This is a genomic window from Bacteroides faecium, from assembly GCF_012113595.1.
GTDB classification, from domain to species: Bacteria; Bacteroidota; Bacteroidia; order Bacteroidales; family Bacteroidaceae; genus Bacteroides; species Bacteroides faecium.
Genome location: NZ_CP050831.1, coordinates 6,455,637 through 6,472,030, shown reverse-complemented (window position 1 = coordinate 6,472,030; position 16,394 = coordinate 6,455,637). Strand labels below are relative to the sequence as shown.

Annotated in this window: 14 protein-coding genes; 3 read left to right on the top strand and 11 right to left on the bottom strand. The window is 35.5% G+C overall.

Features of this window, described 5'->3' with window-relative positions; all coding sequences use genetic code 11:
- Positions 1-5 precede the first annotated feature (5 nt).
- From BacF7301_RS24560 to BacF7301_RS24515, 10 genes are all read right to left on the bottom strand, one after another.
- Positions 6-1,739 (bottom strand): carbamoyltransferase family protein, encoded by a 1,734-nt coding sequence (locus BacF7301_RS24560; RefSeq protein WP_167966826.1) that lies wholly within the window; start codon positions 1,737-1,739, stop codon positions 6-8.
- A gap of 3 nt (positions 1,740-1,742) precedes the next feature.
- Positions 1,743-3,014: an MBOAT family O-acyltransferase gene (locus BacF7301_RS26140; protein ID WP_167966825.1), complete on the bottom strand. Its 1,272-nt coding sequence runs from the start codon at positions 3,012-3,014 to the stop codon at positions 1,743-1,745.
- Positions 3,005-5,005, bottom strand: a complete 2,001-nt coding sequence (locus tag BacF7301_RS24550; RefSeq protein ID WP_167966824.1) for a GDSL-type esterase/lipase family protein — start codon at positions 5,003-5,005, stop codon at positions 3,005-3,007. The genes BacF7301_RS26140 and BacF7301_RS24550 overlap by 10 nt, the downstream gene beginning before the upstream one ends.
- 41 nt (positions 5,006-5,046) lie before the next feature.
- Entirely contained in the window at positions 5,047-6,177 is a 1,131-nt protein-coding gene (locus BacF7301_RS24545) for a hypothetical protein (RefSeq protein WP_167966823.1), read from the bottom strand.
- A gap of 31 nt (positions 6,178-6,208) precedes the next feature.
- Positions 6,209-7,081: a His-Xaa-Ser system radical SAM maturase HxsC gene (hxsC, locus tag BacF7301_RS24540; protein WP_245208297.1), complete on the bottom strand. Its 873-nt coding sequence runs from the start codon at positions 7,079-7,081 to the stop codon at positions 6,209-6,211.
- Entirely contained in the window at positions 7,078-8,469 is a 1,392-nt protein-coding gene (gene hxsB, locus BacF7301_RS24535; protein WP_167966822.1) for a His-Xaa-Ser system radical SAM maturase HxsB, read from the bottom strand. The genes hxsC and hxsB overlap by 4 nt, the downstream gene beginning before the upstream one ends.
- Before the next feature lie 3 nt (positions 8,470-8,472).
- On the bottom strand, positions 8,473-8,775 hold the full coding sequence (gene hxsD, locus BacF7301_RS24530; protein ID WP_167966821.1) for a His-Xaa-Ser system protein HxsD: 303 nt from the start codon (positions 8,773-8,775) through the stop codon (positions 8,473-8,475).
- Entirely contained in the window at positions 8,772-9,662 is an 891-nt protein-coding gene (locus tag BacF7301_RS24525) for a peptidoglycan-binding domain-containing protein (RefSeq protein ID WP_167966820.1), read from the bottom strand. Before BacF7301_RS24525 ends, hxsD begins: the two co-directional genes overlap by 4 nt.
- Positions 9,659-10,534, bottom strand: coding sequence for a hypothetical protein (locus BacF7301_RS24520; RefSeq protein ID WP_167966819.1), 876 nt, complete (start codon positions 10,532-10,534; stop codon positions 9,659-9,661). The genes BacF7301_RS24525 and BacF7301_RS24520 overlap by 4 nt, the downstream gene beginning before the upstream one ends.
- Before the next feature lie 283 nt (positions 10,535-10,817).
- On the bottom strand, positions 10,818-11,312 hold the full coding sequence (locus BacF7301_RS24515; protein WP_167966818.1) for a hypothetical protein: 495 nt from the start codon (positions 11,310-11,312) through the stop codon (positions 10,818-10,820).
- Between the two features lie 561 nt (positions 11,313-11,873).
- On the opposite strand from BacF7301_RS24515, the gene BacF7301_RS24510 reads away from it, so the two are divergent.
- Entirely contained in the window at positions 11,874-13,091 is a 1,218-nt protein-coding gene (locus BacF7301_RS24510; protein WP_167966817.1) for a site-specific integrase, read from the top strand.
- Positions 13,092-13,309: 218 nt separating this feature from the next.
- Here BacF7301_RS24510 and BacF7301_RS24505 read toward each other — a convergent pair whose 3' ends face one another.
- On the bottom strand, positions 13,310-14,194 hold the full coding sequence (locus BacF7301_RS24505; protein ID WP_167966816.1) for a helix-turn-helix transcriptional regulator: 885 nt from the start codon (positions 14,192-14,194) through the stop codon (positions 13,310-13,312).
- A gap of 267 nt (positions 14,195-14,461) precedes the next feature.
- Between BacF7301_RS24505 and BacF7301_RS24500 the strand changes: the two genes are divergently transcribed.
- Together BacF7301_RS24500 and BacF7301_RS24495 are read left to right on the top strand one after the other, a co-directional pair.
- The gene (locus BacF7301_RS24500) at positions 14,462-15,031 is read left to right on the top strand and encodes a DUF3575 domain-containing protein (RefSeq protein WP_167966815.1); all 570 of its coding nucleotides are present in this window, start codon (positions 14,462-14,464) and stop codon (positions 15,029-15,031) included.
- Between the two features lie 4 nt (positions 15,032-15,035).
- Positions 15,036-16,340 (top strand): DUF3868 domain-containing protein, encoded by a 1,305-nt coding sequence (locus BacF7301_RS24495; protein WP_167966814.1) that lies wholly within the window; start codon positions 15,036-15,038, stop codon positions 16,338-16,340.
- Positions 16,341-16,394: the final 54 nt, after the last annotated feature.

Here is a 16,394-nt window from a genome sequence, read left to right as displayed (position 1 = left end):
TCGTCTTATCTATTTTTTGTAATTAAGTAATTTCCTATGATTAGAAAATCAATATTTGATTTTTGGAAAGTTTGTATAGCATCTTCAGGCGAACATACAATAGGTTCTCCCATAATATTAAAACTAGTATTTAAAAGTACCGGACAACCTGTTATTGAATGAAAATCACTCAATAGGTTATAAAATAACTTATTATCTTTCTTAGTAATAGTCTGTACGCGGGCTGTATTATCTATATGGATTACAGCTGGTAATTCATCGCTTTTTAGATGCTTAGCTGTTGCTGTAAACATCATATAGGGGGAATCATTATTTGGCATATTGAAGTATTTATCCGCTTCTTCCTGAAGAATTACTGGAGCGAAAGGTCGGAATTCTTCCCTGAACTTTATAGAAGCATTTATCTTTTTTTTCATATCTTGAACTCTTGCATCAGCAAGGATGCTTCTGTTACCAAGGGCACGCGGTCCGAATTCCATTCTTCCTTGAAACCATGCAACAATTGCACCTTTAGCCAAAAGACAAGCTACTTTCTGTGTTAATAGTCCGCTTGATTCTAATTTTGTATAGGATATTTTATTTTTGACAATAGCTGATTCTATGTCTGTGTCGCCATATACTGGTCCGATGAATGGGTTAGCATTAGCATTGGGTACTTGCTTAGGATGCGTAGAATGATATATTGTTAATGCTGCTCCAATAGCTCCACCAGCATCACCGGGAGAATAAGGTACAAAACAATGTTCAAAGATTTTGGAATCTTGAATAAATCCATTAACAGCGCAATTTAAGGCTGTGCCCCCTACGATACATAAATTAGAACAGCCAGTGCTCTCTCTTAAATGTACAGCCAATCGTGAGATGATTTTTTGTGTGACGGCTTGAATAGCATACGCTAAATTTCGATGTGACTGAGTTATACCACTTTGAGGTTTTCTTGAGGCTATATGGAATAAGTTTTCCCATTTGGAGAGGTTAATCATCTTAAGTCCGTAAGTGTAACTGAAATAGTTATTATTGATAGATAGCCCACCATCGTCCTGAATAGTGATTAACTCATTTTCAATTATTGAAATAAATTGTAGTGTTTCTTCTGAATGGGGATTTCCATATGGAGCCAATCCCATAACTTTATATTCATCTGAGTTAACTTTAAACCCTAGGAAATAAGTGAATGAAGAATAAAGTAACCCAATAGAATCAGGAAAATGCTGCTCTTTGATAACTCTTATTTTACCATTTTTTGCTTCCATGAGGGAGGTAGTAGCCCATTCTCCCACAGCATCAATTACAAGTATTCCGGTGTTAGTAAAACCAGACAAATAATATGCCAGAGCGGCATGGGATAAATGATGCTCAGTAAATTTTATATTCAGTGGTGAGAAACCAAAACTTCGTTTGAATTCTTTGCGTATGTGGTCCCGGAGGTTTAATCTCTCTTTTAGCCATATAGGAACAGCTTTTAGAAATGTTTTCCAACCTTTGGGTGCATATAAGATTTGAGTTTCGATGAAGCGTTCAAATTTAATAAGTGGTTTTTCGTAAAAAACTATAGTATCAATATTAGTGATATTACAGCCTGCGTATTCAAGACAGAAGCGGCAGGCATTTATTGGGAAAGAATTGTCATGTTTTATACGCGTAAAACGTTCTTCCTGAGCAGCTGCAACAATATTGCCGTCTATAATGATTGCAGCCGATGAATCGTGAAAGTGAGCAGAAAGTCCTAGTATAATCATTAGCTAAAATTTGAAATAGAAAAATGTTGAATTATAATCACCACAAAGTAAAATAATAAATATTATCATTATGGAAATCGTAGTTACTTCATATATAATGAATTTTTTATTGTCATGAATGCTGAAAATAATTTTAAGTACAGTCTTTGATTGTAGTATGACCATTACTGTGAGACTTATAGACAAATATACAATGAGCTGGATGTTAATACTATCAGGCGTTTTAATAGCTTTAAAAAGTGATGCTATATCTTCTAAATTATTGCACTTGAACATCTGCCATAGTAGTGAGACGGCTAGAAAAACAAAAATTCCATATAGCAATCCCAAGTTAAAAGAATACCGTTTGATAATAGTTAATTCTATAATTAATAGAATAGCATGTGTAATTCCCCAAATGATAAACGGAACCGTAGAACCATGCCATAATCCACTTACAATGAATACTATAAGGATATTGGAAATCCAGTGCAATCGTTTTACTTTATTTCCTCCTAATGGGATATAAATATAATCTCTGAGCCATGTACTCAATGTTATATTCCAACAGTTCCAAAATTTCTTGAAGGAATTCGAATAGTATGGTCTATTGAAACTTGGAGATAGTTTTATTCCATAAAGCCACCCAAAAGCAATTGCGAAGTTAGTATATGCCCAATAATCAAAATAAAATTGAATTGAAAATAAAAGAATGGAAATGATCGTATTAACTCCATTATAGTCTGAGGTAGTTGTTCCTTCAAGATTGTTGGCTATCACGAATTTACATAAAGTTGAGAAAACTATCAGTTTGAAAACTTTGTAAAATTGGATAAGTGTAGGTTTATTGATTGTAGAAAGTTGACTTATGAAATCTTGTGACCGTTCTATTGGTCCTGCTAGGATTTTAGGAAAGAAATATAAAAAACAAAGTATATCGAGCCATTTATATTTTATGTGATTTTTATATTGATCGACTATAAATGAAATACTACTAAAAGCATAGACAGAAAAGCCAACTGGTAGTTTCCAATTAGAAAAACCTGTATATTTCAGTATTGCAAAAGTGAAGATAATAAATAGTATAGGGATTATGACAAATATCTTCTTGTTTTCGTTGACAATGAATTTGCTTGATATAATTATAATTGTGGATAAAATGAGTAATAGTAATATATATACTCCAATGAATTGATAATATACATAAAGACTCGTGAGAATAAGAATCACTTTTCTCCATGTTATGCCTGTAGCATAAAAAAATAATAGGCTTATCACAATCACTGTTAAGGGCATAAATCGATTTTTTTATGATATATGCCGTTATTTATCCCAAATACACCTGCAAACCAAATATCAGAATCATCTGCACCAAATACTGGATCCCATTCATCGCCTAGTGTATCTGTTATTTGTTTTTCCTTTTGTTGCAGTATGTCATAAATGAATATATCCCAATTCTGATTTTTATAGCCTGCATAAAGCATGTATTTTCCTGACGGAGAAATTGCAATATCCCAGATATCGTAGTCAGTTTTAAGAAGAATTGATTCTTTGTGACTTTTTAGGTTATATGATTTTATCTTAAATTTGTCTGATTGCCTGTCCTTCTGAATGAAATATATTGTTTCATCATCAACAGAAAAAACGGGTCTCCAGCATTCTTCTTTATGTTTTATGGTAAATAGTATTTTGTTTTGTTTTATGTCATATACAGAAATGCCAGGTACTGAAGATTTATCCCAGTTTGCATAGGCAATCAAATCTCCTGTATGGCTAAATGTTGGTATAGCACCGTAGGTAGATGGGGCATTTATTTTTAAGGAATGTTCGGTTATAAAATTATATAAGATCACATCGGTACAGCCTTTTTCTTGATTCCCTTCTGTAAATGCCAACATTGTTTTGTCTGGTGAATAAACAGGGTGAATAAGTTCATTCAAGCTTCTCCATACAATTTCATTCTTGCTAAAATCTTGATTTGCAGTACAAATTTGGTGTAAATGTTCATCCTGGCTTTGATAGAGTATTTTTCTACTTTCATCGTAGATAGTCGGATATCGGTCGAAAGTATTTCCCTGGCTTAGGTAATTATAATTAAATGCTTCATTTAAGAAATATGAGGATACTCGTTTAGCAATTAAATGATGCCCAACATAATTCATATGTTCATCAATATAAAAAAAGGGAAAATCCTTGGAAGTCCGAAAGTCATCATATAAATCGATTAACTTGATTCCTATTTTATTGGCTAAATCTTGTATCCATCTATTAGGATAAGTCATATCCAAATCGCTTTTTTGTATATTATATTTGCATACAACTTCGTCAAGCATTTCATCAGAAACTTGTTCTTTGGATGGAATTAATAGCAAAACTAATTCTCCGCCATTTTGTTTTATGCATTGATTAAATTCCTTAATGCATTGATATAAAGAGGTTTTATCCTTTTCTTTCTGTGGAGAGGTCTTTTTATACAAGATATTGTAGTCTGTATTTTTTTGTATATTAGCAAAGAAAGGTTCTGTCCACCTTTTTAAGGATAAATCTTCTTTGCCGATGAGATTGAATTCTAAATAACGAAATAAGTCAGAATAGCACATTAACCAATCCTGAAATGATGCATTCTTTTCCTCAACATTGAAAAAATCATTGAATACTCCTATTTGTAAAAATACACGTTTAGGCTTTAATAAATGCCCCATATCTTTGTAATAGTTTAGTTCATCATAAAGTCCTGCACCGCTAATTCCTGCATTGACAATTATTTTATCGGGAAAGTAACGATATAATAATGATGAAAATAAATCAGGGTAGTCTACTTGTGCTCCTTGTGTATATGAATCACCAATGAACATCCAGTCACAATATTTTATACTATCGTTTGCATTTGATAGTCTGTCAATCCTATATCCTTGACAATTAGTTTTATATAAACTGACATATTCGTCATCATTGAAATTTCTATTAAGATTTGGTTTGTTGAAATAATACTTATCGTGGATTTGATATAGATTTGGGATATTCTTCTCGGGAAATACGTTTATGAAAATCAGTTCAGCATGGTATGCAATACTTAAGATTGCACATATATTGAAAGCCCAAACTTTTATTCTAAGATACTTATCATTTAGGGAATATATGTATAATCCGGTAGATAATATTATGGCAGGAATGAAGAAGGCTATTACATAATTCTTGAATAGTAATAATAAAGTGATAGGATTCCATAATAGTAAGATTATTACTATTATGGAACTCCAGTTTTTCTCTTTTAAATTCTGCATAATTATTAGTTAAGCCTTTATATTGGAAGGTGAGTAGAAGTTTAAATCGTTTGAGTTATGCGCTGTATGAATTCGTTATATTCAATTCGTACTATTTCATTGACATTCCGGTCGGTTTTCAATTTTAAGACATGTGGGTAGTCATAAATGCTAATGATAGGTTCGAGTGTATTTATATCTGTTTGTGAGAATTTCTCTCTATTTAATTCAACCCAGCAAAAACCGGAACTTCTGTTGCTATCCCATAATGCAATTCGAGCCGTTTCAATATTAGGGGTGATATTAAATACTAAACTACTAAAATAGTAAATAACTCCTAAAATGCAATCAGATTCATTTTGTAAATTCTCTTTAAGTGTCTTGCTCTTTATAGAGATCTTACCTGTTGATAAGATTGAAGCTTTCATTAATGGAATGTTTAGTCCTTTTGGTATTTCCAAATTTGCAGTAAATAATTTATTTTTAGCAGAATAGGTGTAATCTACATCTAGTTGGAATGGAATAGAAATATCATTTGCAAGAGTTTTCATACCTTCTTCAACAGCCTTTTCCTGACCATTGATGAATGTCTCTAAACGCTCTTTTTTTTGATTATATTCGGCTATATATACTTCGTTTTTTTTATATTCTATTGCCGTTTCAATATCTTCGAAAAAAGATTTTGTAATATTCCAATAATCTAGTCTTTGATTAAAGATATCTTTTAATTTCCCATTTATAAATGTCTCTTTTTTTCTTTTGTTATTAGAGAAAAGAGAATAAAATTTATGATATGCCTCGTTTTTTAGATCGTTTACGACTTCTTCTTTAGTTGGTTGGCTGATTGAAAATGGACGGCGTTGATAATGCTCTGGAGTCAAGTTGCCCAACTTTTTCTCATAATATACTTTTAGGTGTACCTTTGCCATTTTCTTGTTCATTTTTGTATGAATGAGTGTCTCATTTATATACTCATTATACATCTTTTGAGAAATTTCTAACATTTTGATTTTATACTCAGGATCACGTTTGGCACTTCCTTCATAGGCTGAATAATTTGACCCATTTACAAGGAGTTGATAACTTCCATTTTTATCAAGAGTTATGGTAGCTTTACCATAATTGAATGAGAATGAGGTAGATTGCTCTTTAATAGGCTCTGGCAATTGGGCGTTTATTGTAATTTTACTCATGTCTTATAATATTTTAAATATAGGGTTGTTTCTAATATGCTTTTAATCCGTTGTACGATTTGATGGATGTGCTGAATAGTCCACAACATTTATCTTTCATTTTGCATTCCTGACAAATATTCAAATATTTGGTTTTCCAATCCGAAATACTTTTTGGTACAAAATGGTGATATTCCTGTGGAAGTAAACATAGTGGAATATTATATATTGCTACATCGTAGTGCCATTCATCGAGATATTTGACAGCTTTGGTTAACAGATGGATATATTCAATAGGCTCTATCCAAATCTTAGAACTGTTTGTAACTGCATACCCAACGTATTCCATTCCCATGAAAGCAGTCCATGATGTAAAAGGTAGGTTCTTATGTATGAATTCTGCTATAGGAAGCAATCGTTTATAGTTTAGGGAAATTATCACAACACGTAGCTCAATAGAAATATGCTCATAGGCAAGATTATATAAACCGTACATTGTATCATTAAAAGCATTTTTTTTACCTGCTATCATATCATGATCTTTAAAATAATCAGAGTGCAATGGTATTCCAACTATTAACTTATCACCAGCTACTTCTTTTATCTCATGCGTAAATTCTACGTTGCAGAATTTTCGTCCATTGCTTAACATATGAATTTCTGTGTTAGGCAGATTGTTCCTGATTTCAGCTATCAGGGAGATTAATTTTTTCCCTAACAAAGTTGGTTCACCGCCTGATATTCCTATTATAGGTATATCTTTAGGAGCATTTTTAATCAATGTAAGATTGTAATCATATAATTCGTCAATGTCGTCAATCGGTTTTGGGGGTTGGCAACACATAATACAATTATTGTTGCATTGAGATGTAACAAACAATGTATTATCATTTGAATTTATGTCGAAAGGTCGATAGTTCATCATAGCCAGCGTTTGAAAAGTGGCATCACTTCGTCATGCCGGTTAATGATTAATGATATGATATATTCAATGATTGCTTTATTCTTGCGGCAGAGCAATGACGTAGGGCGATAGCCATACATATCATTTTGTGTAGAATAATTTCGGACAGGATCGGCACCACAGTACGATTTCAGTGCGCAATCAGCGCAGCCCGCTAATATCTCATTTGCCCATATCTTTGCGTATTGTTTTGCTTTTGTGCCATAGACAATGTTTTCGTAATCCTCGTTTACACTACCTAGGCAAAACGTAAAATCGTTGAACTCGGTAAGCATGCGTGATTCGTCGGAGGCGTAAACATAGCTGTCGTAATTGTAAACTAGTACGGAATTTATAATTCCAGCAGGTGATTGCAAGTCAACGAATCCTGTACTAAATGGAGTGAGCATTTTACGCAATATTATCGAAGCAAATTCTTCTACAAAAAATGTTCCTTGCTTGTTAAGTTCAATGATATAGTCGAATGCTTGTTTGTAGAATTCGATAAATCTATCTGTATATTTACTCCAGTCTGCATTATCTGAGGCCAATCCGTATGGATTCAAAGCTCGTAAAAAAACACTTTTGAATCCTAACTTCACATATTCATCAATGATTTCTTTGGGATAAGTGAGTCCTTTTTCGGAAGTTGTCATTAAGGCTGAGACCTGATCAAACCCTAAAGCTTGTCGAGCTAATGATATGCCGGAGACTACTTTCTTGTAACTATTTGATTTGCCACGATTTGAATTGTGCAGAAATGCAGGACCGTCAAGAGAAGTTGAAATAAGTACCTTATATTGCTTGCATATTTCTAAAACGTCCTCAGTCAGGTTGATGCAATTTGTACAAAGTACATATTTGATATAGCGTTGTTCCGTTTTATTGATTTCTTCAGCTTTTTCTATTCCAAATCTCAATAGGTTGGCTTCTAGACTAGGTTCTCCGCCTTGAAATTCCATTGTCAGATATCGGGATGGTGATTTAAACATTAATTTTACAGCGGACTCCATTGTTTGCTTCGACATAGTGCTGGAACTGCAACTCTCATTTCGGCTTGATGCTTGACAGTAAATACAATTTTGATTGCATCTCAATGTTAATACGAAAATGTGTAGTGCTGTAAAATCATCTAAAAATCTTTTTTTCTCTCTTAATCGTTCAGCATATATGTCCAATAATGGAGGAATAATGTCTTCTGATATAAAAAAATTGGAGATTAATGATTTGTAAAGGTCATTTTCTCCAAGAGAATGATTTACTATATTGCATACAGTTCCTTCAGGAGTTATCAGCAAATCTCCTAATTCATTTATCAGCACTTCTTTATTGGCAATTCTGGTAAAATTGAATGGCAGTAATTTATACATATATTATTCGTTTAAATCATCTTCGGTCAGTTCATCATATTCAGCAAAAGCTTTTGCATAAAGAATGGTACGGATGTCTTTTGTTTCTTCTTCGATGATACACCTTAATTTAAAGTCGTTCAGTTTGTCGAAAAAGGAACTTCGAAAAGCTGATTCATCAAAGGGTAGGCATGATTTTGCATCCACTATTATTTCTTCGGTATCTGTAATGAGATTCCGCTGGAATGTGTAGTCTTTAGATAACCAGTAAATGGTTTTAGAAATACAACTGTCCGAGTATATATTGCGGTCTACTGATAATTTCATTTTATTTTGGAGCGGAGTTTCTGAATAGTTTTTTCATCTGCGATACCGGTTACACTTAAACTGTTGTATGCTTGGAACATCTTTATAGCCATGGCAATATCTTCAGTGAAAATGACTTGTTGTCCACTGTATTGAAGTTTAGACGGGTCGGGAGCATAACCGGCTTTTTTGAGTAATACTACTAGTTCGCTTACGTCATTTCCCGAAACAATTGATGTAGAATCAATGTATTGTAAATCCCGTATTCCTAAAACTATCGTTGTTTTATTGGTATCCCATGCTTGCAGATGAGAGATTGTCGTTGCATCTACTACTCCTGTTTGTTTCAGTCCAGCGTCTTTTTGGAAACGCTTTATAGCAGATACGACATGATTATTGAATTGAGAATAGTTCGATTTTTGAGTTATCCAATTTTTTCTCAAATATTTGGCGAGAACAAGTAAATCAGTCAATTTGGTCACGTCAGCACCATATGACCCACTGGTGAGAATTCTGTCTCCCAACGAATAAGTGGCATAAGTTTTTTTAGGAGTAGAATATGAAGTACTTGAACCGGAATTGCTGCTTCCGGAACTGTAACTTCCACCATACGAACTAGATCTGTGAGAGGAATGGGAATAGTGCCCCCCACCTCCGCTAGATCTATGCGAATAGTGAGAACGATGTCCAGCGATTAAAGTCAGGTCACCATTCTTTTTCAATTTCAAGACATTATAATAAATCTTATTATTCAATGGACTCATTTCGTCTTTTTTATTTCCGTTGTTTAAGTCATCAAGTGATAATGACAATCCTTGGGCTTCGACGGCTTCAGCATTTGCGTGGAATAAAGAAACGATAGCTGATAAAAGTACTGATTTAATTATTTTCTTAGATGATTTTTTCATTTCTCTTTGTTTTTAATAAATATCAACCAATAGTCATCGGGGGCAAATTTTAATAACTCTGCAAGTGATTTTTTACCTTCTACATCCAAATGTCCCCCATTAGTGAAAATATTTAGTATAAGTTGTTCTTTCTTTTCTGAAACGATGTCTGATAACCTATCTGTTATAGATTTTATATCTTCGGCGATTTTAGGATTTTTATTTATAATTTCCTGATGAAGTGAGTGCATCTGTAGTTTTGCTTCATTGTAGTGTTCGTCAACTATTAATGACTCACACTTTGTTTTAAACATATTAAAGCAGATGATCATATGCTCCTTGGCTTCATGTTTATAGCTAGAATTATTAAAGGAACCGTCGTATTCGTCTTTTGCTTTTTGATAGGTGGTCATAGCTTCATTGAAATTTTCTTGGCTTTCAAGGCTTTTAGCTACATTCATTGAGTACTTAAATTTGTCGATAGCATCTTTTGAACTTATATATGAGCATAGTGTACCTAATCCCCAAAGTAGGATGATTACAGGAAGCCCTATTTTCCATGCCACTTGGAATAAGTGTTTGGATCTAGGTTGATGATAACGCTTAAGTATCTCATGTTTTTTAGTTGAGCACCAAGTGTGGTCATCTTTGCCCAACTCTTTATTTATAATTGCTATCTTATTTTCAATAAGGTATAGTTCATTGAGAACTTCGGCTGTAAAATATCCCGATATTTTATATGTTTTTCTTTTAGGTATTATAATTTGTTTTTTAAGTATGTCTATATATTGTTGCTTGAGACTATTTAATTGTTTCTCTAAGGTGTCAAGAATATTATCTTTAGAGGTCTTTTCTGTAGATATATTCAGTTTGTTTGAGTGTGGATCTGTCATATTCTATTTTTTATACTGTATCTAATGTGCAAAAATAATGAATTCTATGATATAAACAATTTGGAACGGTGTTTTTTTTACTTTCTTTTTATTGATAGGGTTATTTACTGGAATGGAAGTCTTTGGGTTGCTCGTAAAAAAGCTTTGGTTCTTGTATCTGTTGAATATTCTTTTCTAATAACATAATCTGTTAGTAATCTTTATTTTCTGTCCCACTATTTACTCTTTAGTAGTTTGCATAGCGGGACAGTTTTATTTTAAAGAATCTTAATTAGGTGTGATTTTATAGTTTAGAGTCTCCCTTCATTTTCTTTCTCCACCTCTGAAACCCTCTCATCAAACTTTCCTCTTCCACCGACTCCACCATATCATACTTTACCACAAACTCATGCATCGACTTTATATACATCACCCCATTTTTGAACTTATTTTCCAATAGGAATGAATAAAGCTCCGCTTTCATTTCCACCTCAATTTCCTTTTCAATAATAAAGATACTGTCCTGACCGAAGTAATTGTAGATTTCCGGGTTCTTGCTCTGTCTTGGGCTAGGAAGAACAAAAGTGATATTTCCAGTCTCTTTCCAGGAGACGCCTTGCGGATGGGGAACGGATAATTGATGCAAGAAATGATAAATGGGAGTGAGGTGGGAGAGGTGGATTGGAATGGGGAGCCTTGGCGATGGATTGCTGTGCGATAGAAGTTCTAAACTTTGTCCGTAGCGGACATACATGTACCTCGCCAGATATGGCTTAATGGCAAACGTGACTGTAACCATGGGATTTGAATTTTGAATTGTTGAAATTTGTTGTATACTGATTGCCGCTTCGTGCGGCAGCTTCCGTTGTGTTTGTTGGAAAAAATCCCATGGGTTGCGGGGACGGAATTCTAATTCAGTAAGAAGTTGAAATTCAAATGGTTACAGATGTTGGTTTTTCCTTTAAAACCAACGGGCCGTTCCTTTAAAAGGAACGGCCCGTTGCACACCGAGGAATGACCTCTTCCTTTTAAAGGAACGGACGGCTCCCTAAAATCCATAGTACAAAGCTATGCCTAATATTCTAATTTTTCAAAAGGATGAATAGCAGAAATGTTTATATTATGTAATGAAATATCATTTACTGTGTACATATTTAATTTATGCGTATGTATATTGAAATTATGTAATAAAAATATACTAATTACTAGAACGTGTATTTTAACTATATTTATTAGATAACTATTCTTAAAGTGAAAAAACTTTTTATTCCATTTCTTGTTTCTTGCGTAACAGGCGGAAAATAGTTCTGATAAGTAAGGTGAACTTCGTACTTTTACGTCTCAAACAAAAAAGCAGGATATGATAACATCAGTGAAACTTATGCTGAACAAGAGCAGGATATTGAATAATGGCAGTTACCCTTTAGTATTTCAGGTAATCCACAATCGAAGAAAAAAGTTGCTGTATACAGGTTACCGGGTGAAAGAAGAAGTGTTTGACGAGTCGGAAGGGAAGATTATTAATGGTACGGGTTCTTCTTTTACAGCTAAAGAAGTCGTGAAGATGAATCGTGAGTTGCGGAAGATGTGTAATCAGATTGATACACGGATCAGGCAGCTTGAACGGACAAGGGAAGAATTTACAGTGGAAGATGTACTGGCTCAAAATGTCCTTGGAAGTGGAAAACCACAGTTTTATTTATTGCAGTATATCAATACGCAGATTGAACGGAAGCAGGAACTGAAGAAAGTAGGAATGGCTGCGGCCTACAAGAGTACCCGCTCGTCGTTGGCAAAATTTATAAGTCGCCCCGATGTGCGGATGTCGGAGGTTGATTTGGCGTTTGTCAGGAGATACGAGGATTTCCTGTATAGTAACGGTGCTTCCGGCAATACGATAAGTTATTATCTGCGCAACTTACGCTCTTTGTATAACCAGGCGATAGTGGACGGCTATCATCCCCGTGGCGAATATCCGTTTGCTAAAGCGCAGACCCGTCCGGCGAAGACTGTGAAACGCGCTTTGTCACGGAAGGATATGCAGATTCTGGCGGACTTGGATTTGACGAATGAACCGCAACTGGAGTTTGCCTGCGATTTGTATCTGTTTAGCTTTTATGCGCAGGGAATGGCTTTTGTTGATATTGTCCTTTTGAAGAAAGCCGATATTTGTAATGGTGTGCTGACCTATTACCGGCATAAGTCGAAACAGCTGATTCGTATAGTCGTATCTCCCCAAATGAAAGTTCTGATAGATAAATATGGGACAGAAAATGAGTATCTCTTTCCGATAATAAGTGGTGAATATGCTTCTGGATACAAACAGTACCGTTTGGCGTTGGGACGTATTAACCGTTATTTGAAGAGAATCGCTGTTGTGGCTGATATTAAAGTACCGTTGACGACATATACTGCACGCCATACCTGGGCTACCCTCGCACGTGACTATGGAGCTCCGGTTTCTGTGATTAGTGCCGGGCTTGGGCACACTTCGGAAGAAATGACACGCGTCTATTTAAAGGATTTCGATGTGTCCATGCTCAATCAGGTGAATAGTATGGTTACAAATTTATCTTAGCGAAATGTTCTTTGTAATATAATCCGTTGGAAATTAGAAGATATTATATTTTTATTTATCTTTGCAATATTGTAATCTATTCTGTAATAGAGATTATCTTAAAATCTCTCTGTAGTTTTGATATCTTTCACGCTGCAAAGTAAACTAAATTTTTCATTATAGGATTTATCATAAAGTCCAATAATTTATTCATTTTGTACAGATAGGGATAATACTTGCTAGCTTGTCCGGTTTGCAGCCTGGCACCGCTCTATCAGCTGTTTGGGAGTACATCCGAAATGTTGTTTGCAGTAACGGTTGAAGTTGCCTTGTGAATCAAATCCCAATTCTTCGATGACATCTTTTATGCATACTCCTGGTTCTGTCATTTTTTCCAGTATCCTTTGGTTCCTTTGTTTCAGTATCCACTGTTTGGCTGTCATGCCGAACACTTCATTGAATTTGCTAAAGAAGCAGCTTCTTCCCATATTTGACAGTGAGATGAGCTGTTCTATATTATCCACTTTTCTATAGTTGTGCATGACAAAATCCTTGAAGTCCATTTCTTTTCCGATAATAGGGTGGAATAATGCTGCAATCTCCTGTTTTTCATAAAAACCACGTAAAAGAAAGAAGAACTCCCGTTGCATCAAGTCATGCAGGTGTGCGCAACTCATTCCATTCTTGATGCAGTAGGTTAACACTTCGAGGAATGGTGTCAACGGATAGTGTATTTTAATTGGTGAAAAGTTGTACTTAATGTTGTCGCATATATCTGATAAAGACTGCAATATGAGTTTGTCACAGTTTCCTTCAGGCATGTCGAAAAACATGGAGAGTAGGCTTGAACCGGTTTCCGCAATTCCTTTCAGCCGGGAAGAACGGGGGATTAGTATCATGTCTCCGGCATGAAATATTCTGTTGTGGAACTGGTTACAGCTTATGGTGAAATCACCTTTCAGAAAGAACAGGAGATAGTTTTTGGTTGCATTGTCTTCCTCAAATTCTGTGTTCCCGGTAAATTCAAGGAGTTTAAACCCGGTTTCAATCGTTGTCATGTAGTTTTGGCATGACAGGTGTTCTTCGATGTACAGTAGTTCGCTTTTTATAAGTTTTGTTTCCATGGCAATAACTGCTTTGATTGTTTGGTCTGTTACTTATTTGTTTGTTTCACAATTGTTTCAGCATCTATTTTTTTAATAAATTATATATCAGGATATTATTATCTATTTTTTTTGATATGATTCATTATATTATGATACTGAAACATTCTATTTTTATTTTATGTGATGTAATTCATTGGAAATTAGATATTTACTATTCGTATTATTTATTTCATCTCTATTACAGAATAGAGATGAAACAAAAGCAATAATAAATAATAAGATGATATGAAGAAATATCTATGTTTAATCGGGGTTTGGGGGATGTTACTTTGTAATGTGGTCAGTTCTTATGCCCAAAAGGTTGCAGTAAAGAGTAATTTGCTTTATGACGCTACTACTACAATGAACTTAGGCTTGGAAATAGGTTTGGGCAAGAAATGGTCTCTCGATTTATCCGGAAATTATAACCCCTGGAAGTTTGATGATGAAACGCGTTTGCGCCACTGGGGCGTACAGCCGGAACTTCGCTACTGGCTATGTGAGAAATTTAACAGCCATTTTCTGGGTCTGCACGGACATTACGCCAAATATAATGTGGGTGGAATGTCATTTTTGAGTGATAACATGGAACGTCACCGCTATCAGGGACATTTGTGGGGCGGTGGAATATCCTACGGCTATCAGTGGTTGCTCGGCAACCGCTGGAGTATGGAGGCTGTACTTGGAGTCGGATATGCGCGAATGGATCATTCCAAATATCCCTGTGCCACTTGTGGAACTGTTCAGAAAAGTGAAAAGAAAAACTACTTCGGCCCGACAAAGGCTGCAATTAGTATCATATACATTATAAAATAGGCTAATGATGAAAAGAATCTGTATATACATGGCTTTGGGGCTGTTAGGCGCAGTATCCGCCTATGCCCAGGAGGTAAATATCGGACATACTGTTGCCCGGAAAATAAGTGATGACAAAGTGGAAGTTTCATTTAGTATGGATTGTAGCACACTGCGGCTTCCTTCACGCCAGCAAATGATAGTTACTCCATTAATAATCAGCCGGTCGGAAAGTGATACGCTTGTCCTGCCCTCTGTTTGCATTGCAGGCAGGAACCGCTATCGTATGAACAAGCGGAAAGAAAGTTTGTATGGTAAGGAGTCGGTTGCGGGAGAGAGAGGAAAAATGACCCGTTTTGACAGGAAACGCGATATGCAGCTTGAATATAACGAAACAGTCCCGGCGCAGGAGTGGATGTCCGGTGCGCGTGTTGAGATATTTTGTGAATTGCAGGGATGTGCAGGGTGTGGAGAAATGTTGGGTAAAGCTCCTGTTGCCGAACTACCTTTATTTAAAGAGGTGATAGAACGCCCGAATTTAGAGATAATGGTGGCACAGGCAGAGGAAAAACGCCGTTCTTTCACCCGCAGTGCTTATCTGAATTTTAAAGTGAACCAGTCGGCATTGCTTGCCGATTATATGAATAATCCTGCCGAGCTGGCTAAAATCTATTCGTCCATTGATTCTATCCGTGGCGACGATAATTATCGTATTGCCCGGATTAAGATAGTGGGTTATTCGTCGCCGGAAGGTAGTTATGATGCTAACACACGCCTTTCCGAACAACGTGCGAAAGCGTTGGAACAAAACTTGAAACATGCCTATAAGCTGGACGATAACATGATAGAGTGCATTTCGGTGCCGGAGAACTGGGAGGGACTGGCTGTATGGTTACGTGAATACCGCCCTTCCTATATGCAGAAAGTGCTTGATATTATCGCGCAGACTCCCGAACCGGACGCACGTGACGCAAAGATAAAAGCGATTGACGGCGGAAAAATCTATAATGCCTTATTAAGGGAGGTATATCCGAAGCTGCGCCTGGTGGAATATACAGTCAGCTATACGGTGGTTCCATTCTCTGTGGAGCAGGGACGGGAAATCATCAAGACACGTCCCGATAAGATGAACCATAACGAAATGTATCAGGTCGCAGTAAGCTATGGCAAAGGTTCGGACGAATACAACAAGATTATCCGGCTGATTGCCGACCGCTTTCTGGGTGACAGGATAGCCAACAACAATGCAGCGATTGTATCCTGGGAAACAGGGGATTATGATGCGATGCGAATGTACTTGAAACGTTTGGAAGACATGAAAGCTGAATGATACAGCTTGAAACTTATATTTAATAATAAACATTTTAGTAATAATTTAATTTTT